Genomic DNA, 19,265 nt, shown 5'->3' with positions numbered 1-19,265 from the left:
CCCAGGCCCTCCGGAGCCGGAAGCATAGCCATAAAGACGCAAACCGCCATGCCCGGTCGAGAGACGCGGCTCCGTCACCCATTTACCTCCCGGCGAAATATGATACTCCTCACTCCGAGCGGTCCCGTAGCTCAGCAGGACAGAGCAGCGGTTTCCTAAACCGAAGGTCGGAAGTTCGAGTCTTCCCGGGATCGCCAGCTTTCTGCTTTCTCCTCGGATCCATGCCCCGCGCAGGCGCGCCGGTGCTGCTCGGCCGGTTGCGCTCTTGGGCCCCGCGGGCCAGAGTGCCATTCCTCATCCCATGGCAGGACGATCCATGCCCGACCTCTCGGCCTTTCCGATCACGACCCGCTGGCCCGCGCAGCATCCGGACCGGCTCCAACTCTACTCCCTGCCGACCCCGAACGGGGTCAAGGTGTCGATCATGCTCGAGGAGACCGGACTGCCCTATGAGCCGCACCTGGTCGACATCGGCAAGAACGAGAGCTGGACGCCGGAATTCCTGTCGCTGAACCCGAACGGTAAGATCCCGGCGATCCTCGATCCGGACGGGCCGGGCGGCACGCCCCTCGCGCTGTTCGAATCGAGTGCGATCCTGCTCTATCTGGCGGAGAAGACCGGCAAGCTGCTGCCGTCGGATCCGGCGCGGCGCTACGAGACCCTCCAGTGGCTGATCTTCCAGACGGCCGCCATGGGGCCGATGTTCGGGCAGGTGGGCTTCTTCCACAAGTTCGCCGGCCGCGAGATCGAGGACAAGCGTCCGCTCGAACGCTTCCGCGCGGAGTCGCAGCGCCTGCTCGGCGTGATCGAAGGACGTCTCGCCGACCGCGAATGGATCATGGGCGACGAATACACGATCGCGGACATCTCGATGCTCGGTTGGGTGCGCAACCTGATCGGCTTCTACGAGGCACGCGAGCTGGTGGCGTTCGACAGCCTCACCCATGTGCCGGCCTGGCTCGAACGCGGCCTTGCCCGCCCGGCGGTGCAGCGCGGGCTCAAGATCCCGAGCCGCACGTGACGAGGATGATCGACAACGCCCGGCGCGATGCGCGCCGGGTGCTGTTGCGTTGACCTATGGAGAGGTGCTAGAGATTTCCGCATCGACAGGGGTGCTCCGTATTGCCGGGGCTGAGATGACGGCGCGAAGCCGTCGGACCCTCAAGCTGATCTGGGTAATGCCAGCGGAGCGAGGACACGATGTTTTCCGGCGCACAGGTTTCCCTTTATCCCATGTCCGACGATTTCGTCGGCATTATCCTCAGCGCCATCGGCGCGCTCGATCCCTATCGACCCAATTTCCGGATCGAGACCGACGACGTCTCGACGCTGATCGTGGGCCCGCCCGATCAGCTCTTCCCGGCCATGCGCGATCTCTTCGTGGCGGCCGCCGGTCGCGGCGTTCACTGCGTACTGGCCGCCACCGTCTCTCGCGGCTGTCCCGGCGAACCGGACGATCCGATCTGCACGCCCATTGCCGATTCCAGGCATGATCGACCGCTCGAGGAGCGAGTGGCTGCGGCCGTCGCGCATGTCGAGGCTGCGCCCCGCACCGGCCGGATCGTCGCCGCCCAGTTCTCGCTCTATCCGCTCGGCAGCGGCCACCACATGGACGAGATCTACGGCTGCATCGAATTCCTGAAGAAATCCGGCGTCTTCGACCGGTCGAAGAACTTCTGCACCAAGCTGCGCGGCGATGCCGGTCCCGTCTTCGCAACGCTGAGCGAAGCCTTCCTGCGCTTCGGCGCACCCCAGGGCCATGTCGCCCTCGATCTCAAGGTTTCGGCCAATAGCCCGACCGCTCTCTGACCTTTTCCGATCGCAACTCCTCATCATGGAGGCATACATGTCCGACACCCGTGGCTGGACATTGAGGGAGACCCTCATCGTCACCGTTCTCGGCGCCGTTTTCGGCGTTCTCTATCTCGGCTGGGTGCAGGTCTGGCTGATCGCCCAGGCGGTCTTCGGTTCGCTGACGATGGACGTGGTGATGGGCTTCTGGTTCGTCGCCTCCATCGTGGCCGCCGCCATCGTCCGCAAGCCCGGCGTCGCGTTCGCGGCGGAAGTGCTGACCGCAGGCGTGCAGATCCTTCTCGGCAGCCCGGCGGGCCTTCTGCTCCTCGTGACCGGCGCGGTTCAGGGTGCGGGCGCGGAGCTCGTCTTCGCTACAACCCGGTGGCGCAACTACTCCCTGCCGGTGCTGATGGCGGCGGGCATCGGCGCCGCGCTCTTCTCCTTCGCGTATACGTGGATCCGCTTCGATTACGGCTCGCTTCAGCCCGGCATCCTCGTCGCCATGTTCGTCCTGCGCTGCCTGAGCGGCGCTCTGCTCGGCGGATGGCTCGGTCAACTGATCGTCGAGGCGCTCTACAGGACCGGCGCGCTCGCGGGACTCGCCATCGATCATGAGAAGCGCTCCGCACTTGCCTGAAGCGGCGGAATGGCGTGGGGTTTCGGTTCGCTACCCCTTCGTCAGGAGCGCCGCGGTCGGGCCTGCCAGCCTGTCGGTCCGTCCCGGGGAGCGCGTCCTCCTCCTCGGGCCCTCCGGCTCTGGAAAGTCCACGCTGCTTCTCACCCTGACCGGCCTCATCCCGGAGAGCATCCCGGCCGTCGTCGAAGGCGACGTCCGCCTCTTCGGGGCAGATGTCGCGACCCGAAAGCCCTGGGGCTGGGCGCCGGAGGTGGCGCAGTACTTCCAGGATGCGGACCAGACGCTCTGCGGCATGCGCGTGGAGGACGAGATCGGCTTCGCGCTTGAGAACCAGGCCCTGCCGGAGGACGGCATCGCAGAGCGCATCGCCGACGCGATGCAGCGCGTCGGCATCCCCGAGGGCTGGCGCAGTCGCCCGTCGTCCAGCCTGTCCGGGGGCGAGAAGCAGCTTGTCGCTCTCGCGGCCACCCTGGTGCAGAATCCGCCTCTGTTCATCGCGGACGAGCCCACGGCCCATCTTGCGCCGCAGGCCGCAAACCGCCTGCATGCGCTGCTGACGGAGCACGACGGCAGCCGCAGCGTCCTCATCGTCGATCATCGTCTCGACGGCCTCATCCAGGCCATCGACCGCATGGTCGTGCTGGACCGCAGCGGCACGGTCATCGCCGATGGCGAACCGCGAACGATCTTTCGCGAGAAGCGCGAGCATCTTGCGGAGCTCGGTATCTGGCGTCCTGCCGCGAGCCTGCTCGACGCGCGCCTGGCCGAGGCCGGCATGGCGCCGCCGGTCGCGCCGCTCTCCGTGGAGGAAGCCCTGGCGCATGTGGACCCCGACACGGCAAACCAGGACGATGTCCGAAAAGCCCGGCCGTCCGTCAAAGCCTTCGTGGTGGCATGTGCTGCGCCTGCCGTGGCGGCCGCGCACGACCCGCCCGTCGTCGCACGGCTCATGAAGGCCGATTGCGCGCCGTTCCTCGGGCCCACGGTCCTGCGCGGAATCGACCTGGCAATCCGCGCCGGCGAGGTCGTCGGCATCCTCGGTGCGAACGGTGCCGGAAAGTCGACGCTCGGCCTCTGCCTGTCGGGCCTGCTGCCGCTGAAATCGGGACGGAGAACCGGCGCGCCCGGCGGCTATGCGTTCCAGCGGCCGGAAAACCAGTTCACCGCCGGAACGGTGCGCGACGAGATCCTGGCGGCCCTTCCGAAGTCAGGCGCCGACCGGTCGTCACCTCGGGTGGCCGATATCTTGGCGTCGTGGGATCTCGCTGGGTTCGAGAACCGGCATCCGTTCGAACTGTCCCAGGGCCAGAAGCGGAGGCTGGCGCTCGCGTCGCTGACCGCATCGGACCGCTGGCCGCTCCTCGTCCTGGACGAGCCGACCGCCGGGCTCGACGCCCGCAGCGCCTCGGACCTGGTGGAGAGGGTGGGGGCGCTGAGCCGGAAGGGGCGCGCCATCGCGGTGATCACGCACGACATGGATCTCGCCCTGCGCCTCTGCCCACGTGCGATCGTCGTCGGCGAAGGCGCGATCCTGGCCGATGCACCGACCGGAGAGCTGATGAGCGATGCGCCGCTTCTCGCGCGCGCCGGCCTCGCCGAACCCTCCTGCGCACCGGCCATGCGCTGGCTTCGACGGGCGGCGGCATGCTGAAGGCCCTCAATCCGCTCAGCAAGCTCGTCGCCTGCGCCGTCTGGCTCGCGGCATCGATCCTGGTCTTCGATGCGCGCTTCCAGATCGCCCTGATCGTCGTGATCGCCGCCGTGCTCGTTGCCCTCAACCGCACGTCGCCACTTCTCCTGCTGGCTCTGATGGTCCCGTTCTGCCTGTTCGGGATGGGCTTTCTGACCACCAGCCTGCTGTTCCGGCAGGAAAGCGAGTTCGCCTCCCGCATGGCTGGGGAGGCCCTCTTCAGCACGTCGGCATTGTCGGCGGGGCTCACCCTGTTCCTGCGCGCCCTCGCATGCGGGATGATTTCGGCCTTCTTCACGCTCACCACCGACCCAGGGGCGTTCATCCGCGCCCTGATGGTCCATGCACGGCTGCCGCCGCGGATCGGCTATTCGCTGTTCGCAGCCTTGCAGCTCGTGCCGGATCTCGCGTCCGAGGCACAGCAGATGCGGTTTGCCCGCGCCATGAAAGCGGGACGTCGGCTCCGGCGGGTGCCCGGACCAGGCGAGATCGTCGGTCTCGTGATTCCGTTGCTCGCCTTCGCGGTTCGTCGTGCGGGCCGCACGGCCATCGCGCTGGAGGCGCGCGGCCTCTCGCCCCGCGGGCCGCGCACGGTGATGAACGCACCGGGCTTCGCGGGAGCGGACGTCATATTCCTGGTGGCGGCGCTCGGCGTGCTCGGCCTGTGCGCCGCCGCGGTTCTTGCGTTCCGTTGAAGCGCCGGCCGATCAGCGCACCACGCCCGGCGAGGCAGAGGCGCGCTGCTCCGTGGGCGGGATGCGGATCGGCTCTGCGACCACGACCTTGCCGACGGAGGGAGCGAGCGAATTGCCGCCCACGAACACCTCGATGTCGCCGGCTTCGACCACGTAGGTGCCGTCGTCGAGATGGAAGCCGAGCTCCTCGACCGGAACCCTCAGCCTGACCTGCCGCGATTCGCCCGCATCAAGGGCGACCTTCTCGAAGGCCTTCAGCTGGCGCAGCGGCCGGCTGCGGCTCGCCACCGGATCGCGCATGTAGAGCTGCACCACCTCCTTGCCCGGGCGCGTGCCCGTGTTGGTGACCGTCACCGAGACGTCGAGGTTGTCGCCGGGCGACAGCCGCGTGCCGGCGATGGCCGGGTCCTTGTACGCGAATGTCGTGTAGCTGAGGCCCCAGCCGAACGGGTAAAGCGGCGTGATCGCCTCGTCGATGTATTGCAGCGTGAAGCGGTTGTTGGGGAGCGTCGGCCGGCCCGTGGGCAGGCGGTTGTAGTAGATCGGCACCTGGCCGGTGGCGCGGGGCCAGGTCACGGGCAGCTTCGCGCTCGGATTGGCGTCGCCGAACAGCACGTCGGCCACCGCCGTGCCGCCCTCGGTGCCGGGATACCAGGCCATGACGATGGACGGGATTTTCTCCGCGAGCGTGCCCAGCACCAGCGGTCGGCCGCCGATGATCACGAGGGCGACCGGCTTGCCGGTGGCGGCGAGCGCCTCCAGCACCTCGGCCTGCCGGCCGTTCAGCGCGAGGTTGGTGCGAGAGGCGGCCTCGCCCGAGAGCTCCTGCGGTTCGCCGAACACCGCGACCACGAGATCGGACTTGCGGGCGGCCTCCAGGGCTGCCGGGAGCTTGTCCGTGTTGCGGCAGAACTGGTCGCAGGCGGGTGCATGCTCGACCCGGAGTCCGGCGGCTTCCGCCCGCTGGCGCAGCCCCTGCAGGATCGTCACGCTGTCCGAGTCATGGCCGCGCGCCGCATGGGGGCCGAGCTGGTCGCGCGGAGAATCGGCCAGGGGTCCGACCACGGCGATCGTGCGAACGCCCGGCGCGACCGGCAGCACGTTGTCCCGGTTCTGGAGCAGCACCAGGGTGTCCTGGGCGACTTCGCGGGCCGCCTTGCGCGATTCAGGCGACGGGAACACGGAATCGACGTGGGTCGGGTCGATGTCGGGCTGGTCGAAGAGCCCCAGGCGCATCTTGGTTCGCAGGACCCGCCGCGCCGCCTCGGTCACCACCTGCTCGGGAACCCGGCCGGCGCGCACCTCGTCGGGGAGGTGCTTGATGTAGAGCTGGCCCATCATGTCCATGTCGACGCCGGCCAGGATCGCCTTGCGGGCCGCTTCCGCGCCGTCGGCCGCCACCCCGTGGCCGATCAGCTCATGGATGCCGGCCCAGTCGGAGGTGACGAAGCCGTCGAAGCCCCATTGATTGCGCAGCACGTCTGTCTGAAGCCAGGGGCTCGCGGTGGAGGGCGTGCCGTTGAGGGCGTTGAAGGCCGCCATGAAGCTCACGGAACCCGCCTTCACGGCCGCCCGGAAAGGCGGCAGATAGGTGTCGTACATCTCGGCCGGCGGAATGTACGTGGTGTCGTAGTCGCGCCCGCCCTGCGGCGCGCCGTAACCGGCGAAATGCTTGGTGGCGGTGGCCAGGCCTCCCGTGCGGAAGCCCTCCACCCTGGCGGCCGTCAGCACCGATCCGAGATAGGGATCCTCGCCGAAGCCCTCGACCATGCGGCCCCAGCGGCTGTCGCGCGAGAGGTCGGCCATGGGTGCGAAGGTCCATTGCACGCCCACGTAGGAGGCCTCCTTGGCGGCCCATTCGGAGGCGAGGCGCGACAGGTCCGGGTTGAAGGCAGCCGCCTCCCCGAGCGGGATCGGGAACTGCGTCCTGAAGCCGTGCAGCACGTCGAGGCCGAAGATCGGCGGGATCTTCAGGCGGGACTGGCGCGCCAGGGCCTGGGCGCGGGCCACGTCCTGGGCGCTGTTGAAGTTGAGCAGGGCTCCGGCCTTGCCCTCGGCGATGTCCTCCCAGCGCAGCGGGGGGCCATGGGAGATCAGGTTCAGCTGCCCGAGCTTCTCCTCCAGAGTCATGCGGGACAGGAGGTCCTCGACCCGGCGCTCCACGTCGGCCTGCGCACCCGCTGCCGTGAGGCCGCCGAAGAACAATCCGCACGCCAGGGACAGGGGTCCCACACCCGAAAGACAAGAAAGCCGCACCATCATCTCCTCAACCGGCACGAAAACTTTATCGCGGCCGGATCTCGTTTCGGCCTTGATCGTGCTACACAGAACAGGGGTGGGAAGTGGCGTCTCGAGGGCGCCAGGTCAACCGATTGTTCGAAGAGCACGATGCAGCGCCTGCCGTTTCCATTGAAATTCTCCCTCGCGGCTTCGGCCGGAATCCTGTTCCTGGCGGGCCTTGCCCTGGCGGGAGCGGCGTTCAGCCGGCGGGCGGACCTGATCCTGGGCTCGGCCATCCTGTTCGGCTGCGTCGCCGTCGGGTGCTTCCTGTTCGGCGCCTGGCAGACCGCCCAGCATCTGCGCGACCAGCACCCGAAGCGCGATCGCCGCTACCTCCGGTTCGCGAAACCCGCCGGCCAGCAGGCACCGACCGGGGCCGAGTTTCCCGGGCCGGCCCCCGCCCGTGAGGCCGATCCTGCGGCGGACGAGCAGGACCTGCGCCGGACTCAGAAGCTCGAGGCCTTCGAGCGGCTGCGCGACGGCATCGTGCACGACCTCAACAACAAGCTCATGGTGATCAGCGCCAACGTGGATTCCGTGGCGCGGCAGATGAAGGACCAGCCGGCCCTGCAGCGCAAGCTCCTGTCGGCCCTGGTGGCGTCCGATCAGGCGGCCGAGCTGATCGCCCGTTCGGCCGCCTTCGCCCGCGACCATGCGCGGGTCGAGCCGATCGACCTCGCGGAGCGGCTCGGCTCCATCGCGGGCCTGATGAGCCGCTCGCTCTTGCGCGACACCGTGGAGCTGCGCCTCTCGCTGGAAGAGGGCCTGTGGCCTGTGGAGACGGGACAGAACGAGCTCGAGACCGCTATCGTCAGCCTCAGCGCCTACGCGCGGGACAGCCTGGAGCAGGGTGGGGTCATCACCCTCGAGGCGCACAACGTGCAGGTGCCGAAGGGGTCGCTCACCGACATCAATCTCGGAGGGGACTTCGTCAAGCTCGTGATCGCCAGCGCGGCTCCCGACGGGACGGCCCATCGCCCCGGCATCAACACCGAGCAGGCCTTCAGCCTCTCGGACATGGACCTGTCCTCCTGGCAGCGGCTGAGCCGGAGCCTGCAGTTCCTGAAGCCCCTGGGCGGCGCGGCCGAGGTGCGCAACACCGAGACCGGAACCGCCATCGCCCTCTACCTGCCGCGGGCGCAGACCCTCGCCGCGGTCGTGCCGGGCGCGCTGCCCGAAGCGGACGACGAGAGCGAGGCGGTGCGCCGGGACACGGAGGTCCTCGTGGTCGACGACGAGGTCGAGGTGGCGCTGGCCCTCCAGGCCATGCTCGAGGAGACCGGCTACGTGACCCGCGTGGCGACCAACGCCAAGCAGGCCATGAAGAGCCTCCAGGCCCGCAGGCCGGCCCTCGTCCTGACCGACGTCTCCATGCCGGGCACCATGAACGGCCCCATGCTGGCCCGCGAGATCCGTCAGATCTTCCCGGACCTGCCCGTGCTGCTGATCACCGGCAACCCGGCCGTGAGCGAGGCCGAGGGGGAATATCCGCTCCTTCAGAAGCCGATCGTCAGCCGCGACCTCCATGCGGCGATCCAGCGCCACCTGAAGCCTGCGGGGCACGAGAGCAACGTCGTGCCGCTCTTCCCGCGCCTGTCCCGGCAATCGTCCTGATCCGCGTCAGATGAGGGCCGCCTCGAGGGGAGCATGAGCCTCTCGCGAGGCCTCAGCCAGGGCCGCGAACAGGCGCTGCTGCGGCTTCTTCCAGACCAGCAGCTCCGGATGCCACTGCACGCCGAGCAGGAACGGCGCCGTTTCGCTTTCGACCGCCTGCACGATGCCGATTTCGTCCTGGGCGGCGATCCGCAGGCCCTCTCCGAGCCTGTCGACGGATTGGTGATGGAGCGCATTCACCTGGCAGGGATTGCAGCGCAGGATCCTGTCGAGCGCCGTATCCGGCATGATCGACACGCTCTTGCGCGGGAGGACGGTGCGCATCTTCGGCGCCTGGACATAGACCTCGTAGATGTCCGTGTGCAGGGTGCCGCCGAGCGCCACGTTGATCATCTGGGAGCCGCGGCAGATGCCCAGCACCGGCAGCCCCATGGGGAGCGCTGCGCGCAGCAGGCCGAGCTCTAGCTTGTCCCGGTCCGGATCGATCCGCACGTCCGGCAGGACCTGCCCGCCATAGATCTCCGCCCCGATATCGTCCCCTCCGCCGATGACGAGCCCCTGCAGCGGCTCCTTCGGCAGAGGATCGCCCGGCGTGAGCCGCACGCTGCGCGCGCCCGCCCGCATCAGGGCCAGGCGGTGCATGAGATAGCTCCGCCATCCGCCGCGCCGGGAGGTGGTGACGCCGATCAGGGGTCTGGTCATGACTGCACGACCTGCTCGACCACGTTGGCCCAGCTCTTGTCCTCGCCCTCGAAGGCAAGATAGGCGGCCCCGACCGCATCGAGGCGCTCCCGGTCGGCCGCGAGCCTTTCGACCGCGACCCAGCGGTTCCATTCGGGCGCGATGCTCCAGCCGGGATCGCTCACGCGGGCGTCGGGCAGCCGGTAATGGAAGGTCGGGCGCCCGTTGATCTTCTCGTGCGGCAGCGCCGCCCGCACCCGCGCGGCATCGAGGTGATGCAGCAGGGGCAGGAGATCGAGATCCCGGTTCCGGGTGGGGTTGGCCGCCAGGTAATCGTCGATGAAGGTGGCGACGTCAGGCCAGTAGTCCGGCGAGGCGACCTTGCGGACGTAGTCGGGCGGGAACGGGTCGGCGAAGCCGAGGAGGTCCCGGGTGGCATCGGGCGCGACCTCGCGGCGGAGCCAGGGATTGAGCAGCACGAAGCTCTTCATGAAGGCCGTGACTGTCTCGGCGTCCTGGCGCGGGATCTCGGGGTTGAAGTGGAGCCCGAAGGCATAGAACGGCCCGTCCTGCGTCCCCTTCGCGCCCAGCTCCCGCAGGACCGTCAGCACCCGGTCGAGCTCGTGCAGCCGGTCGAGCGGAACCGGCGCCGAGACGAGCTCGCACGGCACTAGATGCCGGGCCGCGAAGCCGAACCAGGCGGCGATGCGCGGCAGAACCCGGCCGTGGCTCTTGTCGCCCTTGCCGGGATGCAGGATGCGGCTGTCCAGCTCGACGCTCATGTCGCCGAGCGTCGAGTCCTGCAACACGAAGGAATGGGGATCGTCCTCGGTGATCTGGCCTCCCAGCTTTTCCTGGAGGGCGAGAATCGTCTGCTCTGCTGTCGGCCCCACGAACTCCACCTCGATGCCGACCGTGCGCATGCGGTCCTGCCCGTTGTGCAGGACGGGCGGCATGGCGAACTCGATTGAGGTGGGAAGCGCAAGTTGCGCCATGAGGATCTCCGAAACGCGCGTGTTCTGATGAACAAACGCGCCCCGGCCAAGTTCCGCATGGGCGCAATGCTGTGCAACTTGGGCGCGCAGGTGTGGCCTTCGGGGCGCGCTTCGGGATAAAAGCCCGGCACCATGATCGCGAACACCTCCTCGACCGAACGCGCCGCCTGGGCCGCCGAACTGCGCGCCACCCTGGCCCTCGGCTGGCCTCTGATCCTCACCAACGTGGCGCAGAACGCCCTGATGACGTCCGACGTCATCCTGATGGGCTGGCTCGGCTCGGACGCGCTCGCGGCCGGCGCCCTGGGGACGAATCTCTACTTCGCCTTCCTGATCTTCGGCATCGGCCTGGTGAGCGCCACCTCGCCGCTGATCGCCGAGGAGCTGGGTCGCCGGCGCCATTCCGTGCGCGAGGTGCGCCGCACCGTCCGGCAGGGGTTCTGGGCGGCCATCACGGTGGCGATCCCGATCTGGATCGTGTCCTGGAACGGCGGCGCGCTCCTGCTTGCGATGGGGCAGGAGCCGAACCTGGCGCGGGATGCGGGCGAGTACATGCGCGCCTTGCAATGGAGCCTGCTGCCCTTCCTGTTCTACCTCGTCCTGCGCTCGTTCCTCTCGGCCCTGGAGCGGCCCGGCTGGGCGCTGGTGATCGGCGTGCTGGCGGTGCCGGTCAATCTCGGGGCGGCCTATTGCCTGATGTTCGGCACGTTCGGCCTGCCGCGCCTCGGGCTCGTAGGCGCCGGCTACGGCACGGTGATCTCCAGCACGTTCATGTTCCTGAGCCTCGCCGTCGTGATCAGCCTCGACCGGCAGCTCAGGCGCTATCACCTGTTCGGGCGTTTCTGGCGGGCCGACTGGCCGCGCTACCGCACCCTGTGGCGCATCGGCGTCCCGATCGGCCTGACGCTCGCCTTCGAGGTCACGATCTTCAATGCGGCGGCCCTCTTCATGGGGCGCATCGGGGCGAACGAACTCGCGGCGCACGCCATCGCCCTGCAGATCGCCTCCTTCTGCTTCATGGTCCCGTTCGGCTTCAGCCAGGCGGTGACCGTGCGGGTCGGCCGCGCCTTCGGGGCGCAGGATCCCGAGGGCGTCGCCCGCGCCGGGTGGACGGCCTTCGCCCTCGGCGTCGGCTTCATGGGGTTCACGGCGCTGCTGATGCTGTTCGCCCCGCACCTGCTGCTGGGCGCTTTCCTTGACCTGAGCGACCCTAAGAACGCGCCGGTCGTCCAGTTCGCCCTGTCGTTCCTGGTGATGGCGGCGATCTTCCAGCTCGCCGACGGGGCCCAGGCGGTGGGCGCGGGCATGCTGCGCGGCCTTCAGGACACCCGCGTGCCGATGATCTACGCCGCCTTCGGCTATTGGGGCGTCGGCCTCCCGCTCGGCGTCGCGCTCGCGTTCGGCACGAGCCTGCGCGGCGTCGGCATCTGGATCGGCCTCGCCACGGGCCTCGGCGTCGTGGCGGCCCTGATGCTCTGGCGCTGGCTGCGCCGCGAGCGTCTCGGCCTCGTGTCGCTGCCGGCCGAAGCCTGAGGGCTTCAGCGGGGGCGCTCGGCCTTCGCAAGGAACCGCAGGAGCTTGGACGCCTGCTCCAGCCGCTCCTCCGGCGAGCCTGAGGTCTTGCTCCAGACGAGGCGGTCCTTCCGCCATTCGAGCGCGCCGTCCGAGCGGGCGACGGCGCGCTCGACGGAGCTTCGGTCGGCCTCGCCCGTGAAGCTCAGGGCGATGGCCTGCGGGCCGGCATCGATGCGGGCGACCGCTTGAGCCCGGCATTGCTCGCGCAGCCGCGCGAGAGCCACGAGGCGATCGACCGGCGGCGGAGGGGGGCCGAACCGGTTGCGGATCTCCTCCTCGATGGCGTCGACCTCCTCCTCGTCCTCCAGGCGCGCGAGACGCGCATAGAGATTGATCCGCACCTCCGGCTCCGGGACGTAGTCGGCCGGGATATGCCCCGGCGCGTCGATGTTGATCTCGGGCGGGGCCTGCTCAGCCTGCGCCTCGCCGCGGGCTGCCGCCAGCGCGCGCGTCAGGAGGTGCTGATAGAGCGAGACGCCGATCAGCTTCATGTGCCCGGCCTGCTCCTCGCCGAAGAGATCGCCCGCGCCGCGCTGGTCGAGGTCGCGGGCGCTGATCGCGAAGCCCGCACCCAGGCGGTCGAGGCTCTCCAGGGTTTCGAGGCGCTTGCGTGTCCCACGCGCCAGCTTGTGAGCAGGATCCGTGAGCAGATAGGCGATGCCCCGGATTCGCCCGCGCCCGACGCGGCCGCGCAGCTGGTGGAGCTGCGCCAGGCCGAAGCGGTCGGGGCGCCAGATCAGCATGGTGTTCGCGCCCGGAACGTCCAGGCCGCTCTCGATGATGTTGGTGGCGAGCAGCACGTCGCCCTGTCCGTCCGCGAAGCCCACCATGGCCTTGTCGATGGCGTCGGCAGGCATTGCGCCGTGGATGACCACCGTCTCGAGCTCCGGCACGAGTTCCTTCAGGCGCTCGGCCATGGGGGCGATATCCTCGATGCGCGGGCACACGAAGAAGCTTTGTCCTCCGCGGGCCTTCTCGCGCATGAGGGCTTCGCGCACGGTGGCGTCGTCGAACGGGATCGTGAAGGTGCGGATGGGCTGCCGCTGCGAGGGCGGCGTCGCGATCACGCTGAGATCCTGAAGGCCCACGAGAGCCGCTTGCAGCGTGCGCGGAATCGGCGTGGCCGTCAGGGTGAGGACGTGCGCCTCCTCGGCCAGGGATCTGAGCTTCGCCTTGTGGGCCGCACCGAAGCGCTGCTCCTCGTCGATCACCACGAGGCCGAGATCGGCGAAGCGCACGCCCCGCCCGGCCAGAGCATGCGTGCCGATGACGACACGGATCGAGCCGTCGGCGAGGCCGGCCTTCACGGCCTTGGCCTCCGCCGGCGAGACGAGGCGGGAGAGATGGCCGACCTTGATCCCCAGCCCCTCGAAGCGGCGCTCGAAGGTCTGCACGTGCTGGCGCACCAGCACCGTCGTCGGCGCGACGACCGCCACCTGCCCTCCGGAGAGCGCTGCGGCCGCAGCGGCGCGAAGCGCGACCTCTGTCTTGCCGAAGCCCACATCGCCGCAGACGAGGCGGTTCATGGGCCGCCCCGAGGCGAGATCGGCCAGGACCGCCGCGATGGCGGACGCCTGATCAGGCGTCTCCGTGAAAGGAAACCGGGCTGCGAAACGTTCATAGGCGGCGCGCGGCGGCACGAGCTTCGGGGCTTCGGCGACCTCACGGGCCCTCACGGTTTCGACGAGACAGACCGCGCTTTCGGCGACCTCCGCCTCGACCTTCGCGCGCCGCTTCTCCCAGGCCTCCCCGTCGAGCCTGTCGAGACCGACCGCGTCGGCGGACGCGCCGTAGCGCCAGATCCTGTCCATCTCGTCGACCGGCACCATCAGGGTTGCGTCCTCCGCATAGGACAGGCGCAGGAGGTCCGTCGTGGCGCCGTCGGTTTCGACCGTCTCGATCCCTAAGAGGACGCCCAGGCCGTGGTCTTGGTGGATCACCACGTCGCCGACCCGGAATTCGAGCTCGGTCCCGGCAAGGTCGACCGGCCTTGCGGTTGCGCCCGTGGCGGTGCGGGCACGGCTTCCCAACACGTCCGCGGCCGCGATGACCGTGATCCGGGCATCGATGTCGCGAAATCCCCGATCGAGAGCCGTCTCGAGGGCCAGGACGCATCCGCGGTCGGCCGCCTCGACGCGGCTCCAGTCGGAAACGGTTTCGACCGGAGGGGCGGCCTCCTCGTCCAGCGCCCGCAGGAGCGGGCGCAGATCGGCCGGGCCTGCGCCGGCCAGAACGACCCGGAAGCCCCGGGAGGTTTCCTCCGCGACGTAGTCGGCGAAGCGCCGGAACGGGCGGGTGCCGGTGGCGAAGACCGGCGGCGGCGCGAGTTCGGGATCGTCCGGATGGGCTTCGATGCGGGTGACGTCGACGGCGCCGAGATGATCCGCCCATTCGGCCTGCGTCAGATAGAGCCTGTCGGGCGCGAGCGGCCGCTCGCCTTCCGCCCGTTCCGGGCGCAGCCGGGTGCGGCTCTCATGCGCGTCGCGGATCTGCTCCCAGGAGGTCGCCATGCGCGCCTCGGCTCCTGCATCGAGCAGGACGGCCGACCGGGCCATCAGGGCAGGGAGGCTGTCGAGCGCGTCGAAATGATCAGGCAGCCGATGCTCCGATCCGGGAGCGCGCGGCGCAGGCTCGCCATCGTCCGGGCTGAAATGCTCCGAAGCAGGGAGGAGCCGCAGGTCCGCGCATTCGCCGTCGGCGAGTTGGCTCGCCGGATCGAAGGGACGCAGCGCGACGATCCTCCCGTCGTCGTGCTCGACCCGGACCGGCCGCTCCGTTCCGGCCGGATAGAGGTCGATCACCTGGCCGCGGAGCGCCGCCTCGCCCGGCTCGTCCACGCGTTCGTCGAAGACATAGCCCATTCGACGGAGCTGGCGCTCGAGCCGCTCCCGCTCGAAGACGTCGCCCGGCTTCAGGACGAGCTCGGCGCGGGCGAGACCGTCCTTCGGCGGCACCCGCTGGAGAAGGCCCGCCGCCGTCGTCACCACGATCGGGCAGGGGTGCTCACCCGATGCGAGCGCCCGGAGCACCGCCAGACGGCGGCCCATCACCCGGCGCGAGGGAGACGCACGGTCATAAGGCAGGCAGTCCCAGCCCGGGAGCAGCAGGACGCCGAGGTCCGGCGCGAAATCGCCGAGAATCCGTACCAGGGCGTTCGCCCGGCGCTCGTTCGCGGTGACGACCAGAACTCCGGACCTGGTTTCCCGGGCCTTCCGCAGGATGGCGAGTGCGCTCTCGCCCAGCCGGCCCGCGGTTCTGATGGTGTGGGAGGGATGAGCCTCGGGTTCCTGCTGTCGTCTCGTCCGGGGTGCCATGGTGTCTCCGCATTGCACGGGACAACTCGCCGGCGCCGGTCCTGTTCATTGCAGCAGGATGTCGCGTCGCGGATGAGCGATCAGGATGCGTCGGCGAGCCAGGGGACGATCTGCGAGAGGTCGACGGGCGCGAAGCGGGTGCCTTCCTCGGTGACGCGCACCTCCTCGACGGTGACGCGCCGCCAGCGGGTGAGCTGCACCAGCGCCTCCTGCACGAGGCTCTCGGGCGCGGAGGCTCCGGCCGTGAGGCCGATCACCGCAACGCCGTCGACGAACGAAAGGGTCAGGTCGCGCGGGTCCTGCATGAGCAGGGCCTGCCGGCCCTCGCTCTCGGCCACCTCGCAGAGGCGGTTCGTGTTCGAGGAATTGCGCGCGCCACAGACGATCACGCGCTCGGCCCGCTTGGCGATCACGCGCACGGCGAGCTGGCGGTTCTGGGTCGCGTAGCAGATCGTCTTCGTGTCGGGGCCCTGGATCGCCGGAAACCGCTGCTTGAGCACCGCGATGATCTCGCGGGTGTCGTCCACCGACAGGGTCGTCTGCGTGATGTATGCGACGGAGTCCGGATCGTGAATGCGGATCGAGAGCGCCTCCGCGGTCGTCGCGATGACATGGACGGTGCCGTCGATGCGGCCCAGGGTGCCGACGACCTCCACATGCTCCCGATGCCCGATCAGGATGACCTCCCGGCCGGCCTTCGCATGGCGTTGGCCCTCGACGTGGACGCGGCGCACGAGGGGGCATGTCGCATCGAGCACCGCGAGTCCGCGGCGCGCCGCCTCGTGCTCCACCGCCTCCGGAACGCCATGCGCGCTGAAGATCGCGACCGCGCCGTCCGGGATGTCCGACAGCTCCTTCACGAAGATCGCGCCCTTGCGCTTGAGGTTGTCGACGACGCGGCCGTTATGCACGATCTCGTGCCGCACATAGACGGGCTTTCCCGTTTGGATCAGCGCATCCTCGACGGCCTGGATCGCCCGCTCGACGCCGGCGCAGAAGCCGCGAGGCGACGGCAGCAGCACCGTCAGGGGAGCATGTTCGCGGTTCATGCCGCATCCTCTACCTTGAGGGAATGGGGGATCGCCGCCGGCAGGCGCGCACGCCGGGCGTGGTCGAGGGCGGCCACCGCCTGCTCCCCGGACACGACGGCGCTTTCGATGGTGGCCGGTAGGGAGCCGATCCAGTCGCCCGCCAGGGCCACGTTCCCGAGCGGGAGAAGCGGCGGCTGGGGCAGGGGCAGCGCCGCCTGCCGGATCGTGGCGCGCTTCTCCTTCACGACCCGCGTCTCGGGCCGGCGGGCCGCATCGGCATCGAGCCCGAGGGCGCGCAGGATCGGCGCAATCTCGCGCCAGATCCGGTCCGCCAGCTCGTCGCCGTCCCGGTCGATCACGGCGCCGGCCGCCGACACGGTGACGCTCACATGGTCGTCTCGGACGAGGACCCATTGTGCGAGCGTGCCGACGCAGCCGATGAAGCGGGGGACGGCGAGGCCATGGATGCGGTAATGCACGTTGAGAATGGCCTCGAACCGCTCGGGCACGGGAAGCTCCGGCAGCAGCCGCGCGACCTCCCAGGGGGGCAAGGCCAGGATCACCTGGTCCTCGGGCCCCAAGGCAACCGTGCGGTCGGACAGGGCGAGGCCGATGGCGCGGCCGTGGTTGGTCAGAACCGCCCGCAGGCGCTGGCCGTTGAGGATGGAAGCTCCCCGCGCCTGAAGCGTGCGCAGGGCGGGCTCGACGAGATCCGCGCTCAGTCCCTGCCTGGCCACGAGAAGGTGGCCGGAGCCCGGCCTGAGCAGACGCCGCACCGCGCAGCCGAGCCGCTGCGACGAGGCCAGCCTGACGGGCGTGTTGAGGACGGCGACCGTGAGCGGTTCGATCAGGCTCTCCATGATCGGTCGCCGGTCGAACAGATCGGCGACAGGTCGGTCGGCCTTCGAAAAAGCGAGGCGGAAGAGGCTGCCGAGGTCGAGGAGGCTGAACCCTTCGGGCCGGCGCGACGGCGCAAGCCATGACCACGGGGACAGCCCGACGCACCGGGTCTGCCCCGTGCGGGCATTGTGGACCGGAAGTCCCGCAGGCTCGGGCTCGACCCAGCGATGCCGCGCGCCGACCGCGTTGAGGAGGGCCATGGTGCGCCGGTTGGCCGTGAACAGCACATGGGTGCCGTTGTCGTGGCAGAAGCCCTTGGCCGGAGACAGGGTCCGGCAGCGCCCGCCCGCGTGCGGCGCAGCCTCGTAGAGGAGAGCCTCGCCGCTGGCCGCCGTCACGGCGAGCGCCGCGCTCAGTCCTGCAAGTCCCGCACCGACGATATGCGTGCGCCGAGCCATCATGCAGCCCTCATGGCCATGGTGAAGAGTTGGAAGCGGTCTCCCGCCGTCAGATGGAGCCTGCCCTGCCGTGCGCCCCAGCCTCGCACCTCGAGGTGGTCGAGGATGCGGCGATAGCTTTCCATCATCAGGATGGCCGGTTTCAGGGCCGCGCGGTCGAGCCGCTTCAGGGCGTCGTCGGCAGCCGCGAAGCCGGCGCGCGCTTCCGCGGCCAGCGCCTCGCAGAGGCCCGCGAAGCGCGGATCGGCGACCAGGATCGAGGCGGGCGCGTCCTGAAGGCCGGCCTGGGCTAGTCGGGAGAGCGGAACGTAGACCCGCTCGCAGGCCGCATCCTCGTCCACATCGCGCAGGATGTTGACGAGTTGCAGGGTCCGTCCGAGTCCGATGGCGAAGTCATGAGCCGCGGGAGCTCCGAAGATGCGGATCGACAGGGCGCCCACCGATCCGGCGACCCGGCGGGCGTAGAGATCCAGTGCGCGGTCGTCCGAGATGCGGACCCGTTCGGCGCAGTCGGTCTCGACCCCGTCGATGAGCGCGTGGCATTCCGAAAGCGGCAGCTTGTAGCGGATCGACGCGCGCGCGAGCTCGCGTCCGATCGGCGTCTGCGGCGCCCGGTGCAGGCGATCGATCTCGCGTCTCCATTCGGCCAGGAAACGTCGCTTCTCGAACGAGGGTGCGGCACCGTCGGCGATGTCGTCGACCGCGCGGCAGAAGGCATAGACCGCATGGATCGCGCGGCGGCGCTCCTGCGTCAGGCTCTGCATGCCGAGCCAGAACGAGGAGCCCGAGCGATTGACGACCGCCGCCGCGATGCGTGCGTCCTGATCGATGGGCCGACGAGGCGCCTTCGCCAATCCGCCGATGAAGGCGCGCGCGGCGTCCGTCTTGCTGATCGCCACGCGCGCCTCGACCGGATCGTGCCGGCGCAGCCGCCGGCTCAAGGCGAGCGCGAGGGAGATCGTCGCGATGCTTTGCGCGCGCAGGCGTCGATCCTGCAGGCGCTCGGGCAGCGCCCGGGCGCGGTCGATCCAGTCGTCGACCCGGTCGAGCATCGCATCGAGAACGCCGCGGCGGGCCTTCGCCTGCGACGGCTCGAAGAAGGCGTGCTCGCCTCCGGCCGGGTCGAGCCATCCGAGGGGAATGTAGATGCGGTCGAGCTGCGTCCTGTCGCGTGCGCAATCCTGAATGTGGTTGAGGATCTGGAGCGCGGTGCACAGTGCATCGGCCGGACCATGGGCGGCGTCGCTTTCGCCGTGGAGGCGGAGCAGGAAACGCCCGACCGGATTGGCCGAGAGGGTGCAATAGGCCTCGAGCTCGGCCCAGTCGAGATAGCGCGCCTTGACGACGTCCTGCCGGAATGCGCGGAGGAGCTGGCGGGCCTCGGCAAGGCCGGCGCCATGGCGCGCGTCGGCCGCATTCAGCCTTGCGGCCTGAGGGACGGTCTCGTCGCCCAGCACGAGCGCCTGCTCGAGCGCATCGAGGCGGGCGAGCTTCTCGGCCGGCGACATAGCGGGGGCATCGGCGATGTCGTCGGCCATGCGGGCGAAACGATAGAAGGAGAGCACCGCATCCCGGTGCCGGCGCGAGAGCACGAGCGATGCGACGGGGAAGTTCTCGTCCTGAGGACGCTTCGTCGCCTGTGCGCTGAGCCCCTGCATGTG

The 19,265-nt window shown here is 69.5% G+C and carries 14 protein-coding genes, 1 tRNA gene and 1 riboswitch; of the genes, 8 read left to right on the top strand and 7 right to left on the bottom strand.

Translation table 11 applies throughout. From position 1 onward, the window contains the following. The first annotated feature begins 120 nt into the window (after nt 1-120). The 6 genes from DES45_RS01000 (at nt 121) to DES45_RS00975 (ending at nt 4,816) form a co-directional block, all read left to right on the top strand. Nucleotides 121-197, top strand: a tRNA-Arg gene (locus DES45_RS01000). 119 nt (nt 198-316) lie between these two features. Continuing rightward, nucleotides 317-1,021: a glutathione S-transferase N-terminal domain-containing protein gene (locus tag DES45_RS00995; RefSeq protein ID WP_114768114.1), complete on the top strand. Its 705-nt coding sequence runs from the start codon at nt 317-319 to the stop codon at nt 1,019-1,021. Nucleotides 1,022-1,098: 77 nt separating this feature from the next. Beyond that, a riboswitch (TPP riboswitch) is annotated at nt 1,099-1,210 on the top strand. After that, nucleotides 1,201-1,809, top strand: coding sequence for a YkoF family thiamine/hydroxymethylpyrimidine-binding protein (locus tag DES45_RS00990; protein ID WP_114768113.1), 609 nt, complete (start codon nt 1,201-1,203; stop codon nt 1,807-1,809). Its footprint overlaps the riboswitch before it by 10 nt. A gap of 37 nt (nt 1,810-1,846) precedes the next feature. Beyond that, nucleotides 1,847-2,431, top strand: a complete 585-nt coding sequence (locus DES45_RS00985; RefSeq protein ID WP_114768112.1) for an ECF transporter S component — start codon at nt 1,847-1,849, stop codon at nt 2,429-2,431. Continuing rightward, entirely contained in the window at nt 2,424-4,082 is a 1,659-nt protein-coding gene (locus DES45_RS00980) for an ABC transporter ATP-binding protein (protein WP_170151347.1), read from the top strand. Before DES45_RS00985 ends, DES45_RS00980 begins: the two co-directional genes overlap by 8 nt. Continuing rightward, nucleotides 4,076-4,816, top strand: coding sequence for an energy-coupling factor transporter transmembrane component T family protein (locus DES45_RS00975; RefSeq protein ID WP_114768110.1), 741 nt, complete (start codon nt 4,076-4,078; stop codon nt 4,814-4,816). Before DES45_RS00980 ends, DES45_RS00975 begins: the two co-directional genes overlap by 7 nt. A gap of 12 nt (nt 4,817-4,828) precedes the next feature. On the opposite strand, the gene bglX is transcribed toward DES45_RS00975, so the two are convergent. Then, nucleotides 4,829-7,093, bottom strand: coding sequence for a beta-glucosidase BglX (gene bglX / locus DES45_RS00970; RefSeq protein ID WP_245429681.1), 2,265 nt, complete (start codon nt 7,091-7,093; stop codon nt 4,829-4,831). 111 nt (nt 7,094-7,204) lie between these two features. Here bglX and DES45_RS00965 point away from each other — a divergent pair, with 111 nt between their 5' ends. Next, nucleotides 7,205-8,710: a response regulator gene (locus DES45_RS00965; protein ID WP_114768108.1), complete on the top strand. Its 1,506-nt coding sequence runs from the start codon at nt 7,205-7,207 to the stop codon at nt 8,708-8,710. A gap of 6 nt (nt 8,711-8,716) precedes the next feature. Here the strand turns inward: DES45_RS00965 and DES45_RS00960 are convergent, their stop codons facing one another. Together DES45_RS00960 and DES45_RS00955 are read right to left on the bottom strand one after the other, a co-directional pair. Then, the gene (locus tag DES45_RS00960) at nt 8,717-9,412 is read right to left on the bottom strand and encodes a gamma-glutamyl-gamma-aminobutyrate hydrolase family protein (RefSeq protein ID WP_114768107.1); all 696 of its coding nucleotides are present in this window, start codon (nt 9,410-9,412) and stop codon (nt 8,717-8,719) included. Continuing rightward, a complete protein-coding gene (locus tag DES45_RS00955; protein WP_114768106.1) occupies nt 9,409-10,386 on the bottom strand; it encodes an amidoligase family protein in 978 nt (325 codons plus the stop codon). Before DES45_RS00955 ends, DES45_RS00960 begins: the two co-directional genes overlap by 4 nt. Before the next feature lie 132 nt (nt 10,387-10,518). Between DES45_RS00955 and DES45_RS00950 the strand changes: the two genes are divergently transcribed. Next, on the top strand, nt 10,519-11,919 hold the full coding sequence (locus DES45_RS00950; RefSeq protein WP_114768105.1) for an MATE family efflux transporter: 1,401 nt from the start codon (nt 10,519-10,521) through the stop codon (nt 11,917-11,919). 5 nt (nt 11,920-11,924) lie between these two features. Here the strand turns inward: DES45_RS00950 and DES45_RS00945 are convergent, their stop codons facing one another. The 4 genes from DES45_RS00945 to DES45_RS00930 form a co-directional block, all read right to left on the bottom strand. Further along, entirely contained in the window at nt 11,925-15,275 is a 3,351-nt protein-coding gene (locus tag DES45_RS00945; RefSeq protein WP_114768104.1) for a transcription-repair coupling factor, read from the bottom strand. Nucleotides 15,276-15,355: 80 nt separating this feature from the next. After that, complete coding sequence (gene ispH, locus DES45_RS00940; RefSeq protein WP_114768103.1) at nt 15,356-16,324, bottom strand: 4-hydroxy-3-methylbut-2-enyl diphosphate reductase; 969 nt, start codon at nt 16,322-16,324, stop codon at nt 15,356-15,358. Next, nucleotides 16,321-17,607, bottom strand: coding sequence for a hydroxysqualene dehydroxylase (locus DES45_RS00935; RefSeq protein ID WP_114768102.1), 1,287 nt, complete (start codon nt 17,605-17,607; stop codon nt 16,321-16,323). Before DES45_RS00935 ends, ispH begins: the two co-directional genes overlap by 4 nt. After that, entirely contained in the window at nt 17,604-19,262 is a 1,659-nt protein-coding gene (locus DES45_RS00930) for a squalene/phytoene synthase family protein (protein ID WP_170151346.1), read from the bottom strand. Before DES45_RS00930 ends, DES45_RS00935 begins: the two co-directional genes overlap by 4 nt. Nucleotides 19,263-19,265: the final 3 nt, after the last annotated feature.

This window comes from Microvirga subterranea (genome assembly GCF_003350535.1).
GTDB classification, from domain to species: Bacteria; Pseudomonadota; Alphaproteobacteria; order Rhizobiales; family Beijerinckiaceae; genus Microvirga; species Microvirga subterranea.
Note: the sequence above shows the minus strand (reverse complement) of the source record. Positions and strands in the feature narration are given on the sequence as shown.

Bases quoted from the DNA above. Each gene is read 5' to 3' on its own strand.
- DES45_RS00950 (WP_114768105.1), top strand. From the start codon at position 10,519: ATGATCGCGAACACCTCCTCGACCGAACGCGCCGCCTGGGCCGCCGAA.
- DES45_RS00935 (WP_114768102.1), bottom strand. From the start codon at position 17,607: ATGATGGCTCGGCGCACGCATATCGTCGGTGCGGGACTTGCAGGACTG.
- DES45_RS00945 (WP_114768104.1), bottom strand. From the start codon at position 15,275: ATGGCACCCCGGACGAGACGACAGCAGGAACCCGAGGCTCATCCCTCC.
- DES45_RS00960 (WP_114768107.1), bottom strand. From the start codon at position 9,412: ATGACCAGACCCCTGATCGGCGTCACCACCTCCCGGCGCGGCGGATGG.
- DES45_RS00965 (WP_114768108.1), top strand. From the start codon at position 7,205: ATGCAGCGCCTGCCGTTTCCATTGAAATTCTCCCTCGCGGCTTCGGCC.
- ispH (WP_114768103.1), bottom strand. From the start codon at position 16,324: ATGAACCGCGAACATGCTCCCCTGACGGTGCTGCTGCCGTCGCCTCGC.
- DES45_RS00930 (WP_170151346.1), bottom strand. From the start codon at position 19,262: ATGCAGGGGCTCAGCGCACAGGCGACGAAGCGTCCTCAGGACGAGAAC.
- DES45_RS00995 (WP_114768114.1), top strand. From the start codon at position 317: ATGCCCGACCTCTCGGCCTTTCCGATCACGACCCGCTGGCCCGCGCAG.
- DES45_RS00985 (WP_114768112.1), top strand. From the start codon at position 1,847: ATGTCCGACACCCGTGGCTGGACATTGAGGGAGACCCTCATCGTCACC.
- DES45_RS00975 (WP_114768110.1), top strand. From the start codon at position 4,076: ATGCTGAAGGCCCTCAATCCGCTCAGCAAGCTCGTCGCCTGCGCCGTC.
- DES45_RS00955 (WP_114768106.1), bottom strand. From the start codon at position 10,386: ATGGCGCAACTTGCGCTTCCCACCTCAATCGAGTTCGCCATGCCGCCC.
- DES45_RS00990 (WP_114768113.1), top strand. From the start codon at position 1,201: ATGTTTTCCGGCGCACAGGTTTCCCTTTATCCCATGTCCGACGATTTC.